This is a genomic window from Streptomyces sp. NPDC033178, assembly GCF_055577685.1.
Map to the genome: position 1 here is coordinate 271,041 of NZ_JBVIPT010000004.1, position 12,428 is coordinate 283,468.

General features: G+C 68.9%; 13 protein-coding genes and 2 tRNA genes. 10 read left to right on the forward strand and 5 right to left on the reverse strand.

Annotated elements, in window-relative coordinates; genetic code table 11:
• Nucleotides 1-86 precede the first annotated feature (86 nt).
• Nucleotides 87-160: transfer RNA gene (locus ACZ5VQ_RS11905), tRNA-Ile, on the forward strand.
• A 178-nt stretch (nt 161-338) separates the two neighbouring features.
• Here ACZ5VQ_RS11905 and ACZ5VQ_RS11910 read toward each other — a convergent pair.
• The gene (locus ACZ5VQ_RS11910; protein ID WP_469104756.1) at nt 339-680 is read right to left on the reverse strand and encodes a DUF6344 domain-containing protein; all 342 of its coding nucleotides are present in this window, start codon (nt 678-680) and stop codon (nt 339-341) included.
• Nucleotides 681-1,006: 326 nt separating this feature from the next.
• On the opposite strand from ACZ5VQ_RS11910, the gene ACZ5VQ_RS11915 reads away from it, so the two are divergent.
• Both ACZ5VQ_RS11915 and ACZ5VQ_RS11920 read left to right on the forward strand, forming a co-directional pair.
• On the forward strand, nt 1,007-1,135 hold the full coding sequence (locus ACZ5VQ_RS11915) for a DLW-39 family protein (RefSeq protein ID WP_003999697.1): 129 nt from the start codon (nt 1,007-1,009) through the stop codon (nt 1,133-1,135).
• 231 nt (nt 1,136-1,366) lie between these two features.
• Entirely contained in the window at nt 1,367-2,839 is a 1,473-nt protein-coding gene (locus ACZ5VQ_RS11920; RefSeq protein WP_469104757.1) for a hypothetical protein, read from the forward strand.
• 82 nt (nt 2,840-2,921) lie between these two features.
• Here ACZ5VQ_RS11920 and ACZ5VQ_RS11925 read toward each other — a convergent pair whose 3' ends face one another.
• Nucleotides 2,922-4,706: a serine/threonine-protein kinase gene (locus tag ACZ5VQ_RS11925; RefSeq protein WP_469104758.1), complete on the reverse strand. Its 1,785-nt coding sequence runs from the start codon at nt 4,704-4,706 to the stop codon at nt 2,922-2,924.
• Nucleotides 4,707-4,836: 130 nt separating this feature from the next.
• Nucleotides 4,837-5,388, reverse strand: coding sequence for a helix-turn-helix domain-containing protein (locus ACZ5VQ_RS11930; protein WP_055613072.1), 552 nt, complete (start codon nt 5,386-5,388; stop codon nt 4,837-4,839).
• Nucleotides 5,389-5,570: 182 nt separating this feature from the next.
• Here ACZ5VQ_RS11930 and ACZ5VQ_RS11935 point away from each other — a divergent pair.
• From ACZ5VQ_RS11935 to ACZ5VQ_RS11950, 4 genes are all read left to right on the forward strand, one after another.
• A tRNA-Ala gene (locus tag ACZ5VQ_RS11935) sits at nt 5,571-5,643 on the forward strand.
• A gap of 653 nt (nt 5,644-6,296) precedes the next feature.
• On the forward strand, nt 6,297-6,455 hold the full coding sequence (locus ACZ5VQ_RS11940; RefSeq protein WP_200397072.1) for a hypothetical protein: 159 nt from the start codon (nt 6,297-6,299) through the stop codon (nt 6,453-6,455).
• Nucleotides 6,452-7,102, forward strand: coding sequence for a sigma-70 family RNA polymerase sigma factor (locus ACZ5VQ_RS11945; RefSeq protein WP_469104759.1), 651 nt, complete (start codon nt 6,452-6,454; stop codon nt 7,100-7,102). The genes ACZ5VQ_RS11940 and ACZ5VQ_RS11945 overlap by 4 nt, the downstream gene beginning before the upstream one ends.
• Nucleotides 7,086-8,030 (forward strand): hypothetical protein, encoded by a 945-nt coding sequence (locus tag ACZ5VQ_RS11950; protein ID WP_469104760.1) that lies wholly within the window; start codon nt 7,086-7,088, stop codon nt 8,028-8,030. The genes ACZ5VQ_RS11945 and ACZ5VQ_RS11950 overlap by 17 nt, the downstream gene beginning before the upstream one ends.
• A 190-nt stretch (nt 8,031-8,220) precedes the next feature.
• On the opposite strand, the gene ACZ5VQ_RS11955 is transcribed toward ACZ5VQ_RS11950, so the two are convergent.
• A complete protein-coding gene (locus tag ACZ5VQ_RS11955; protein WP_469104761.1) occupies nt 8,221-8,934 on the reverse strand; it encodes a DUF5324 family protein in 714 nt (237 codons plus the stop codon).
• Between the two features lie 338 nt (nt 8,935-9,272).
• Between ACZ5VQ_RS11955 and ACZ5VQ_RS11960 the strand changes: the two genes are divergently transcribed.
• On the forward strand, nt 9,273-9,800 hold the full coding sequence (locus ACZ5VQ_RS11960) for a peptidylprolyl isomerase (RefSeq protein ID WP_143641373.1): 528 nt from the start codon (nt 9,273-9,275) through the stop codon (nt 9,798-9,800).
• Nucleotides 9,801-9,942: 142 nt separating this feature from the next.
• Nucleotides 9,943-10,839: a rhomboid family intramembrane serine protease gene (locus ACZ5VQ_RS11965; protein WP_469104762.1), complete on the forward strand. Its 897-nt coding sequence runs from the start codon at nt 9,943-9,945 to the stop codon at nt 10,837-10,839.
• A 392-nt stretch (nt 10,840-11,231) separates the two neighbouring features.
• Here ACZ5VQ_RS11965 and crgA read toward each other — a convergent pair whose 3' ends face one another.
• Nucleotides 11,232-11,486, reverse strand: coding sequence for a cell division protein CrgA (gene crgA / locus ACZ5VQ_RS11970; RefSeq protein WP_189841500.1), 255 nt, complete (start codon nt 11,484-11,486; stop codon nt 11,232-11,234).
• A 142-nt stretch (nt 11,487-11,628) separates the two neighbouring features.
• On the opposite strand from crgA, the gene ACZ5VQ_RS11975 reads away from it, so the two are divergent.
• Nucleotides 11,629-12,408 (forward strand): DUF881 domain-containing protein, encoded by a 780-nt coding sequence (locus ACZ5VQ_RS11975; RefSeq protein ID WP_469104763.1) that lies wholly within the window; start codon nt 11,629-11,631, stop codon nt 12,406-12,408.
• Nucleotides 12,409-12,428 lie beyond the last annotated feature (20 nt).

Genomic DNA, 12,428 nt, shown 5'->3' on the forward strand with positions numbered 1-12,428 from the left:
GGGCTCGGATACCGATTTTGGGACTGACCCCGTCGTGCGCTAATCTTCAGAGGTCAGCGCGCGGGACATACACCGCAGAGCGCGGCGGGGCTATAGCTCAGTTGGTTAGAGCGCATCCCTGATAAGGATGAGGCCACAGGTTCAAATCCTGTTAGCCCCACACTGCGAAGGCCCCCAACCAGTCCTGGTTGGGGGTCTTGTCGTGTGCCCGGTGTGTACGCAAGTTCGCCCCGGACGTGAGGTGTGTGAAAGGTAATCGGGGGACGTAAACGAGGTCTACGTAGAGGCCGAATTACGTGAAGAGGGTCTACGCAGGGGCCTGTTCGTCGGCGCTCGGCCTACGTCCGGTCGGTGCAGGGAGCGGCGGAGTCCGCCGCGGGCTCCTCCTCGTCGGAGGTCTCGTCCGTGTCCGCCGGCGCGCGGTGGCGGCAGCTCGGCGAGGAGCCGTGGGCCTCGGCGCGGATGCGTTGCTTCATGGTGGGGGGCAGGGAGCGGGCGTACGCCCACGCCCAGGCGGCCGTCGTCGGGAGCGTCACGGTCGCGGTGCTGTTGCGCGGGCTCTCCGGCTGCTGTACCGGTGTGGCCGCGCCCGCCGTCGTGACGAGTCCGAGCGTCGTGCACAGTGCGATGAAGGCGGTGATGACCGCGTTCCACAGCTTCATGACCCTGATCTTGGCCATGGCCCCTCACTTTCGGGTTGGGCGATTTGCGTACTTTCCTCATGATGTGTATGGCGGCCGTGAAGTGGTGGACCTGCGCTCGTGGCGCGTCGATCTTCCGATGAACACCACCCGGATGGACCCAAGAAGCAAGAAAAGCGATGAAGAGCAGCAAAAGTCACAGTGTGTGGTGACTGTTCACGTTCCGGAGGGAGGGCCGTCGTCCGGTTCTACTGCTGTGTGCCGTGCGGGAGTTGGCGGTCGGCGCAGGTCACCGATCGGTATCGGCCGGTGTGTATAGTCGGGCGGCAGAAGTCCCCTACGCCAAGGAAAGACGAGGTCGCGCGGTGAAGAAGCTTCTCCTGGTCGCACTGGCCGCCATCGGCGGGCTCCTCGTGTACCGCCAGATCCAGGCGGATCGCGCCGAGCAGGATCTGTGGACGGAGGCGACCGACTCCGTGCCCACGGGTTCGTGAGTATCGACGACAGTCTCAGTACAGACCCCGGCCGCCTCGCGGTCGGGGTTTTGTGTTGACGGGGCAAGACCGGGGCGGGCCCGGGACACAGCGTCGTGGACGTCACAGGAAGCGCTTGCGTGGCCGAACAAGGGGTGGCGCGGCGGCCGGAGGGGCAGGATGGTCGAGGCTTCACGGACGTCCGGGACAGCGTCGGGACAGCACCGACACCGGTCCGCGGACGCCCGGTGAGTGACGATCCGGTGCTACGGCGAGGGGTGGCGCGTGATGGGGCGGCGCACGGGACGGTGGCGCGGCCGTACGGTCCTGGCCGGGGCGGCGGCGCTGTTCTCGGCCGTGGCCTCGGCGGGACAGGCGACGGCGGCCGGCACTCCCCCTCCGTACCGCTTCGCCGCCGGCGCCGAGCGGGTCGAGGGCGCGACGGCACCTGCTGATGCCGTACGGCTGGCACCCGGCGCGACCTATCGGAGCTCCGTCGGCAACGAAGGGAAGCTCTACTACGGGCTGCGGCTCGACGCCGTGTCCACGGCCTATGTGTCGGTCACCGCCGTCCCCAAGGCGGGAACGAAGGCCGTGTACTCGGACGGCATCAAGGTGTCCCTGCAGGACCCCAACGGCAACAAGTGCTTCTCCGGGGATGCCGGTGCCGCCAGGTTCGGGCCCACCGAGAGCCCACGGCCGATCACCGCCTGGGCCTCGCGCAGGGCCGGCCCCGGCGCGTACACGTGCAAGAGCGCGGGGGCGTACTCCGTGCTCGTCGAGCGCATCAGCGGTGCCGGCTCCTCGCCGGACGACTGGGAGCTGGAGCTTCGGTACGTGTCGGAGCCCGCGCTGAAGAAGGCCGCTGCGACCACCGCCCCCGAGGTGTGGGACTCCGCCTCTCCGCAAGCGGTCGACGGCCTTCCCAGGACTCGTAGGGGTGGTACGAGCTTCAACGAGGCACGTTCCCTGGGACAGGGCGTCTGGAAGGACGGGATCCAGGCCGGGCAGACGCTCTTCTACCGCGTTCCCGTCGACTGGGGGCAACAGCTCTACGCCACCGCCGAACTGGGCCCAGCGAGCGGCGACGGGTTCCTGGGCAACGCCCTCGGCCTGTCGCTCTACAACCCGGTGCGTGCCTTCGTGGACGACGCGGGCACCGGATACGACGGCAGGGCGAAGTCGGCCACGCTGGAACCGCTGCCCCCGGTCGCCTACGAGAACCGGTACGACGTCGACGACCAGGTGAGCGGAATGCGGTTCGCGGGCTGGTACTACCTGGCCGTGCACCTCAGTGCGGAGATGGCCGGCAAGTTCGGGGACGGGCCGTTCGACCTGACCCTGCGTGTGCGGGTGAGCGGTACGGCCGGGGCACCGGCGGCGTACGACGGAACCGCCGCGCCGCCCGATGTGTTCGACGTGACAGCGGGGGACAAGGCCGCGGCGTCGAACGGCGCTGCGGCTACCGGCGGTGACGGGGGACCGGACGGGAACACCGCTATGAAGGCGGTGGCCGCGGGCGGGATCGGCGCGGGGACCGTGCTCGTGTTGGGGCTCGCCGTGTGGACCGTGGTCGCACGGAGGCGGGCGGCGGCCGGCGCGGGAGCAGCGGGGGTGCCGGGGGCGCCGGGCGGTGGAGGTCCCGGGGAGGGAACAGCGCCTGTGCCGTCCGTTGGGGGCGTGGACGCGCGGTCGCGGGAGTACGGGCCGCCGCGAGCCTGGTAGTCGACGTAGTCCACGGGTGGTTCGCGGTCCGGCTGCCACGGTGGCTGGCGGTCCGGCTACCACGGGTGCCTCCCGGTCCGGCTCAGATCTGCGTCAGTGCCCAGAACCCGACCGCGAAACAGGCCAGCGCGAGCAGGAGCACCGGAACAGTCACCATCGCGGGCGGCCCAGGCCGCCGTTGCGCCCGCCTGGCGCGATGCCGCGCGACGGGCTGCGGCTGAGGTGGAACCCGAACGTCTTGAGCGGTGTATGAAGCAGTAGAGGCGAATTCGTGCGGCTGGGTCGGCGACACGGGGGTCGTGGCCGAGGGGTGAGCAGCCGAAGGGTGCGGAGAGCGGGGGGAGAGCATGTGAGTGGATTCGTACGGCAGCGACGGGGAGTGCGGGGAGTACGCAGGGTTCGGGAGCGCGAGCGACGTGGGGGGAGTGGGGGGCTGCTCGGGCTGTGGTTGCGCCTGCGCTTGTGCCTGAGGGTGGGGCTGCGGCTGAGAGCTGGGCTGTGGCTGATGCTGCTGTACGGGGGAGGTACTGGTCCGGGGCGGAGGCGGGGGCGGCAGGGGGAAGCCGCCGGTGTCCGACACCGCGGGGGACTGCGGGGGGACGGGCGCGGTCGAGGGCGGTGGTGGTACGTCGCCGGGGGTGGGACGGGACGGTACGGCGCCGGTGTGGGGGTGGGGAGGAACAGCGCCTGCGGGAGGCATCGGAGGGACGGCACCCGTGCGCGTCTGGGGCCAGGCCGTATCAGTGTGGGCGTCTGGAGACACGCCACCGGGGAGGACTTCGGGAGACGTGCTCGGTTGTGGGGATACGACTCCTGCGGGAGCCTCGGACGGAGCGGTGCCCGCGGATTGCACCGGACGGCCCTCCGTGGCTGTCCGAGCGCCCGGAGACGCGGCACCGGACTGCTGAGACGGCGTCGCCGTGTCCGGGCCCTGCCGCTGAGACGCGGTGTCATGAGCCTGGGCGCCCCCGGACGCTGCACTGGTCGTCAGAGGGCCCTGAGGGCCGAACTCGGCGGGAAGCGGGCCGAGTTGGTCGAAGATCTCGATCAGCTCGTCGTCGGGGCCGGGCTCAGGGAGGAGCTCCCTGGCCGCGGCGAGGGCCTTGCGCGCCCCCGTGGAGGTCCGGAACCGCGCCTGTGGGTCCGGTTGGAGCAGAGAGGCCACGATCTGCCACAGCGGCTCGGGAATCCCCTTCGGGACGCCCGGTGTGCCGTGGGCCGTGAAGTGGTCGACCAGCGCCTTGGCATCGGGCTTGGCACCCTCCAGGAGATAGAGGGCGACCAGACCCACCGCGAAGAGGTCGGCGGGGAAGTCGGGCTCCGCACCGAGCAGCTGCTCGGGCGCGAAGTAACCGGGCGTCCCCACCACGTAGTTGGTCTCCGTCAGGCGGGGCTCGCCCAGCCGCATCGAGATGCCGAAGTCGGACAGCCGCAGCCGCGGACGGCCCGTTCCGGTCGCTTCGAGGAGGATGTTGGCGGGTTTGATGTCCCGGTGCACGACCCCCTCCGCGTGCACCGCGGCGAGCCCCGCCAGCAGCTGGTCGAGCAGGGTGCAGACGAACGCCGGCGGCAGGGGACCGTAGTCCCCGATCAGGTGGACCAGCGAACCGCCGCCGACGAGGTCCATGGTGAAGAGGACCTTGTCGTCGTCGGCGGCCCAACTGGCGGGCGCGAGCACATGGGGGTGGTCGATCCGCAGTGCCTGCTCCCGCACGAAGCGCAGCAGCGAGTGCGCGTCGCTCTGCTGGAGCACCTTGGCGGCCACATACCGACGCCGCCGGTGGTCCCAGGCGCGCCAGACAGCACCGACTCCCCCGCGTCCGATCGGGTCGACCAGTTCGTACCGGCCGGCGAAGACCTCACCCATGGTCGTGCGTCGCTCCCCCTCCGGCGGTCGGTACGGCGGCCTGTCCGAGGTGCCCGGCTGCCTGGTCTCCGGTGACCGGCAGGCCCAACAGGACTGCGGCTACCGGGTGTTCGGCGGCCGGGCGGTGTGCTCAGCTCTGGTGGGACTGGTAATGGGCGACCGCGTCCGAGGTGCGGCCGGCTCCGTACACCCGGAGGAACTCTGCCAGTTCCGGGTGGGTCGGGGCGAGAGTGTCGGCTGCTTCGATGATGTCCCCCGCGGCAGCGACCGAACGCAGCAGTGACTGGATCTCGCGCACCACACGCTTGACCGTGGGCGCACCCCCCGAACTGGTCGTCGACTGCGTGGTGTTGCTGAGCACCGAGCCCCCTTGCGACTTCTTGATCTCGTCCATGCGCTCGGTGGCCTCGGCAGCGCTCACACTGCCGTCCGCCACCTGCCCCGCGAGGTCCTGCAGCAGTTGTACGCGCTGGACCACCGCAGGGTTCCCGATCTTGGCGCGCTGGCCGCTCATCAGCTGCGACAGCATGGGCGCCGACAGGCCGAGCACTCCGGCGAGGCGTGCCTGATTGAGCCCCAGATCATCTATGAGCCTACGGAAGAGCGCCCCCAACGGCTCCCCGTACCAGTTCCGCTGCAGCTCCCGGGCTCTTGCGGTTGCTTCCTGCTGTGCGGCGTCCATTCGCGTCTCCCCATCGCTTCCCCAAGTACCGTGGTTCGCTGTAGCGAACCACGTCGAGCATCTTACGGAGAGTGGTCGTTCGCGGGGACCCCCAATCTTTTTGCGGGATACCCGGGGTGACCCGGTACTCTGGTCTGCGGCGCTGCTCAGAAGGGGATCCTTCTGGCAGATGCCTCCCTTCCGGGGCCTTAGCTCAGTTGGTAGAGCGCTGTCTTTGCATGGCAGATGTCAGGGGTTCGACTCCCCTAGGCTCCACACGATGAACCCCCTCTCACCTGCTTATTCGCAGGTCAGAGGGGGTTTTCTTGTGCCGTGGGGTGTGTGGGCGGACGGATGTGGATCTGCGTCTCGTGGGACTCGTGGGGCGTCCCGGCCGTCATGCGGGGGCGGCATGAGCACCGCCCGCCCTCGTCCGTCGAGCCATTCGGCCGCACACCCTTCAGGGGCGGTTTCGCGCCGGGACGGGCTCATCAACGGGTGTGAGGCGGCCGGGAATTGCCCGTCTGTCCTGTGGTGACGTGGCCTCGTCAAGCCTGCCGGCTCTGCTCCCCGCGGGCGCCGGAGCGCCACAGGGGGTGCGCGCGGTGACGTGCGTCACAAGACGACAGTAGTGATGTTTGCGATTGTTTGTGCAAAGGGATGCCCGGTTTCGGGGCGTCGCGGTCGCTGCGCAGGTGGCTGAGGTGGCGTGAGGGTGGCGCGTAGAAGTCGTGAAGGCTTGCGTGAGCTGCTGTGAACGAAGATGCGTAATCAGAAAGCTGCGCTCCGTTAAGAAAGTCTGTGCGGGTGTTGCACGACTGGCCCGTTGCAAACGTCATCGTGAACGGAGGGCGTAGAACAGGCGCCCTCCCGAGGCCGCCAGAAACGCCACGAGGCCTCGCCTTCTGTAAGGAGAGGCAAAACCGCACGTGAATCTGGACGTTGCCGACGATGTGATCCTGGCGGTTCTCGCCCTGCGGGTGTTCGGCCGTGACGTGCTCGGTCTGCTGCGCCGCGTGGCCGCGGCCGGAGTCCGGGCCGGCATCAGCGAGATGCGGCGCGAGAGCGGTACGGAGGGACAGCCGTGAGCCAGGAACTTCCCCGAACCACGACCGGCGCCCGGCCGATGAGGAAACTGCCGCTGGATTTCGAGGCATTCCACCGGATGTACCGGCCGATCTACGTCCACTGGGCGGAGATCCGGCTGGGCAGCAGGGCCGATGCCGAGGAGGCCGTAGACGCGGCCTTCGAGAAGTTACTCAGGGCCTGGTCCACCGTCCTGACCAAGGAGAATCCCACCGCGTACGCCTGGCGCGTGCTGAGGCACACCACCATCGACTTCTCCAGGGCCCGGGACCGCCGTCCCGCTCTCATGGGCGAGGCCGCCTTCGAGACGGTGGCGCTCAGTCAGGCGGTGGACCCCATAGGCCAGTTCGAGGAGAGCCTCAGTCTCTACGAGGCGATCGGACAACTGCCGCCACGTCAGATGGACGTCATGCTCCTGCAGTTCGGCCAGGGCTTCACCGTGGAGGAGGTGGCGGCCGCACTCGGGATCACCCCGGCCGGCGTACGCTCCACCGTCCGCCACGCCAGGCGACGGCTGGAGCATGCGTACGGCGTCAAGAGGCGACTTGACGCCACGCGGCACGAGAGCGCCACACAGGGCGACGGCGACCGCGATGGCTTCGCGCGGAGCGAGAGCGCGGAAGGGCATGCCGATGACATCGCACATTGACGAGCTGCTCGCACGCGCCAGGCTGCGCCGCGAGCCCTACACCGAGGCCGACATCGACGCGGCCGCGGCCCGCCTGGCCGTCCGAGCGGCGGCGCGGCGGGACACGCCCGAGGAACGCCGCTGTTCCACGCGCCACGCCCACAACGTCTCGGAGCCGGCCGGCGCAGGCCCGGTCTCTGAGAGCGGCCGCGGCAGGAATCCGGGCGGGAGGGCGGCGGCCGACGGGACCCCGGCCGACGAACGCTCCCCAGGCAGAGGACAGGCCTGCGAGGGATCGGTGGACGAAACCTCGGCCGCCGACGATCTCCAGACGCTCTGCGAGACCGTGATCACCCACACCGGAGCCCTCGCCGACCTCCGGATCTTTCTCGCCCGGGCACTGCCCGAACCGTCCGGGGCCCGCGTTCTGGGGTGCATGCTGCAGCTCTCCGAGCGCGAGGAGTCCGCCCGTTTCTGGTGGCAGTACGCCGCCGGGGCCGGCGACCCCGCGGCCAGCTACTGCCTCTATCTGCACCACCGGGCCCTGGGCGAGCACGGAGCAGCCGACTGGTGGCACACCCAGCACACCCGGACCGACACCGTGGCTGACGAGGAGGCCGGACCCGAGGTCGAGATCACCACCACGTTGCGCATCCTCCGCGCGCTCAAGCCGGACGACTCGCCCGTGCCGGAACCGGTCAACGCCGTCCTGCACTACGTGCCCGCGGCCGTCGCCTATGTGGATGACGACCTGGATCTCCCCCTCCCCGACCCCGACTTCACCGACCGCGTCAGAGCTCTCACGGCCCTCACGGCCACGGCCCCCGCCTCTACGGCTCCTGTCGCACCGGTGGTCGGCGCTTCGGCGGAAGCCCCCCGCCGCACACGCAAGCGCAAGCCTCTGCCGGAACGCAGGCGCCCGCGCCGCACCGCACCCGGCTCCACGTAAAGCCCGGCCCACCCAAGGACCGCGCCACCTAAGGACCGCTCCGCCTAGGCCCGGCCCCACGCAGGGCCGGTTTCACGTGAAACGAGAATCGGGGCTGGTTCCACGTGAAACATCGTGGGGGCAGGAGGCGCCGGGCCTCCTGCCCCCACGATGTGACGTCCTACGGCGGGATGTCCTACGGCCGGCCGCGTCAGCCGCGGTCCTTGTGCTCCTCAGCCTCAGCCTCGGCCTGCTTGGCCTGGACTTCGGGGTCGAGGTCGTCCTGACCGCTGCCGTCGACCGAGGTCAGGTGGCCACCCTCCGGGACCTCCGTGGCGGCGGGCGGTTCGACCAGCCAGTCGGGGTTGGCCTGCTTGTCCCACCACTTCCAGGCGGCGAAGGCGCCACCGGCCAGGATGCCCAGCACGGCGAGGCCCTTGGCGAGGCGGCCGACCCTGGCCCGCCGCTCCTGCTTACGGACCAGCTTCTCGACCTGCTTGGCCGAGACCTGACCGCGCAGGGCCGCCAGCGCCGCCACACTGCGGGACGTGGCCTCATCGCGGACGGGGCCGGCCGCGACCCTGGCCTGCTCGATCCTCGGCCGGGAGTAGTCCGCCGCCTGCCGTGCGGCCTTGCGGGTGCGGACAGCTGCCTCGTGGGCGGCCTGGTCGACCTTCGGCGGCACATGGGTCCGCGCCTGCTCAAGACGCGGGGCGAGATGGGCGTCGTACTGCGTGCGTGCCTGTTCAGCGGCCTGGAGAGCTGCGGCCGACACCTTCGGCGCGAGCTTGACGCGTGCTTCGTGCGCATACTGCGTGGCGCGGTCCCTGGTCGTGTCGGCGTAGGGCGCCACCACTTCCGCGGCGTGCCGCACGCTGTCCTTTGCCGACTCGGCCGCTGCGCGCACGCTGTCCTTGCGGGTCACGGGATCCTCCTCCTCGGTGGCGTACATGGGGGCTTGGGGCCACCCCCCAGCAAGTCACAGTTCACCTTTCCACCCTTATCCGGATCATGCCTGCCGGAGAGCTCCGGGGCATGCGAGGGCGGGCATCCGGGTCATGAGAGCCGACTCCGGGCGTACTCGGGGCAATAACTGATCAATACGGTGCAACGGGAGCTTGCCACGACAATGTCACGGATCCATGGACTGTGCGCCGCTTTGGTACGAAGCGGTTGAAGCGGTCGGGAGCGGCGGTGACGGAGGACCTGGGGCGCGGTCCGTGCGAGGATCGGGGAGTCACAAAGGACAACGGAAGGCAGATCGTGGCTGAGCAGCTTTACGCCACCCTGAAGACCAATCACGGCGACATCGAAGTGCGGCTCCTGCCGAACCACGCGCCCAAGACGGTCCGGAACTTCGTCGAGCTCGCCAAGGGCGAGCGTGAGTGGACCAACCCGGCCACGGGTGCGAAGTCCACGGACAAGCTCTACGACGGCACGGTCTTCCACCGGGTGATCAGCGGATTCATGATTCAGGGCGGTGACCCGCTGGGCAACGGCACCGGCGGTCCCGGCTACGAGTTCGAGGACGAGTTCCACCCGGACCTCGGCTTCGACAAGCCGTACCTGCTGGCCATGGCGAACGCCGGCCCGGGCACCAACGGCTCCCAGTTCTTCATCACCGTCTCCCCGACGGCCTGGCTGACCCGGAAGCACACCATCTTCGGCGAGGTGAGCGACGGCGCCAGCCAGAAGGTCGTGGACGCCATCGCCTCCGCGCAGACCAACCCGCGCACCGACCGCCCGGTCAGCGACGTGGTCATCGAGTCGGTCGTCATCGAGACCCGCTGAACCGAGGCCCCGGAGGGATCGAGCCCTCTCGGAGGAAACCGAGAGAGGTCTCCCGCAGGGAACCAAACGCCCCGCCCATCCGTAAGGATGAGCGGGGCGGTGCGTTGCGTACCAAATGCGTACAGAGGATGAGGGGATCCCGATGGACCAGGCGCCAGGCAGCCCGCAGGAACCACAGGGTGCCGCGAGCCTGCCCACCTGCTACCGGCACCCGGACCGGGAGACCGGCATCCGCTGCACGCGCTGCGAGCGTCCCATCTGCCCCGAGTGCATGGTCAGCGCCTCGGTCGGCTTCCAGTGCCCGGAATGCGTGCGGAACGGTTCCGGGACGGGCCATGCCCCCAACGCCGCGCAGCCCCGCACCCTCGCCGGCGGCACGGTCGCCGCGGATCCCCGGCTGATCACCAAGATCCTCGTCGGGCTCAATCTCGCCGTCTTCCTGGTCCAGCTCTCCGTGGGCGACCGCTTCACCGACAGCTTCGACCTCATCGGCCGGGCCTTTGTGCCGATCCTCGGAAGCGTCGAGGGCGTCGCGGAGGGGCAGTGGTACCGGCTGGTCACGGCGATGTTCCTGCACGGCAGCTATATCCACATCGCTTTCAACCTGCTCAGCCTGTGGTGGATCGGCGGCCCTCTGGAGTCGGCCCTCGGCCGCGCCCGGTATATCGCCCTGTACGCGGTGTCCGGCCTCGCCGGAAGTGCGCTCACGTATCTGATCGCCGAGCCGAACCAGCCGTCGCTCGGCGCCTCCGGCGCGATCTTCGGCCTGTTCGGTGCGACCGCCATCCTCATGCGGCGGCTCAACTACGACATGCGCCCGGTGATCGCCCTGCTGGTGATCAACCTGATCTTCACCTTCGGGTGGAGCAACATCGCCTGGGAGGCCCACATCGGCGGCCTCGTCGGCGGTGTGGTGATCGGCTACGCCATGGTGCACGCGCCCCGTGAGCGGCGCGCGCTGATCCAGTACGGCGTGTGTGCGCTGGTGCTGATCGCGGTTGTGGTCATGACACTGGTAAGGACCGGCCAGCTCACCTGAGCCGAGCCGCTGGCCCACCCGAGCCGAAGAGCCCGGCCCGCCTGAGCCGAACCGCTCGGCTCGTCCGAGAGTCAAGGCCGACCCGCCTGAGAATCCCTTGGAAGCCCAGGTTGTCCACAGACCGTGGCGGATCTTGTGCATGCTGTGTAAGAACAAGTGTGCCCCCTGTCCCTGACCTGGGTTTCCCCAGGCGGGACAGGGGGCGAACGCACTTGCGGATACCGGTAGGTCAGTCACACCGGCGTCAACACCGGATGGGTTATCCACAGATCTTCAGACCTATCCACACTGTGGAAACCCTTGTGGATAACTCAGTGGACAACTTGGGCCACGGCTTGCGGGCACAGGCTTGGAGAAGCCCTGGTACAGGCTTCCGACACCTTATGGCCGCGTTACTTCCACTGCGTGGAAACGCCGAATCCCGCCGCGATGAAGCCGAAGCCCACCACGATGTTCCAGTTGCCCAACGCGTCGACCGGCAGTGAACCGTCCGTCACGTAGAACACGACGATCCAGGCGAGGCCGATGAGGAACATGGCCAGCATGACCGGGGCGACCCAGGCACGACTGTTCAGCTTGATGTTGGTCGCCTGCTTCGCCGGGGGCGGCGTGTAGTCGGCCTTCTTGCGGATACGTGACTTCGGCACGAGGGTCTCTCCTGTCGATGCGCTGCGTGGCCGCGCAGGGAACGTGGGCTGGCTCCGGGGCAGCGTACAAGGGGACTCTTAGCGCTCCCCCGGGCGTCCGTTAGCGTAGTGCTTCCGCGGCGCCGAAGGAGATAAGGGTACGTTGAGCAATTCTGCCGACTCTCCCCAGCCAGGTTCCAGCCCTGGCACAATCCGGCGTTTCCGGCCGGTGCGGGTGCTGACCGTGGCCGTGTTCGCCCTGGCCGGGCTGATCTTCTTCACCAGCTTCAACACGGCCAAGGGCACCAATATCCGTACGGACGCCTCGCTGCTGAAGCTCTCCGACCTGATTCAGGAGCGCAGCCACAAGAACGGGCAGCTCGACGAGAGCAACGGATCGCTGCGTGAGGACGTCGAGTCGCTCGCTGAGCGGGACAACGGCAGTACGAAGGCGGAGGAGGCCAAGCTCGCCGCCCTGGAGAAGAACGCGGGCACCCAGAAGCTCAAGGGCGAGGCCCTCACGGTCACCCTCAACGACGCGCCCCCGAACGCCACCGCCAAGCTCCCGGGCTACCCCGAGCCGCAGCCCGACTACCTGGTCATCCACCAGCAGGACCTCCAGGCCGTGGTGAACGCCCTGTGGCAGGGCGGCGCCAAGGGCATCAAGGTCATGGACCAGCGGCTGATCTCCACCTCCGCCGTCCGCTGCGTGGGCAACACCCTGATCCTCCAGGGCCGCGTCTACTCGCCCCCGTACAAGATCCAGGCGGTCGGTGACCCGGAGAAGCTCCAGAAGGCCCTCTCGGCGTCCAAGGCGATCCAGAACTACATGGTGTACGTCAACGTCTACGGGCTCGGCTGGAAAGTCGACGAGGACGGGACCGTGACTCTTCCCGGCTATTCGGGCACAGTGGATCTCCACTACGCGAAGCCTGTGGAGTAGCAGCCCGTGGGGTAAGAGCC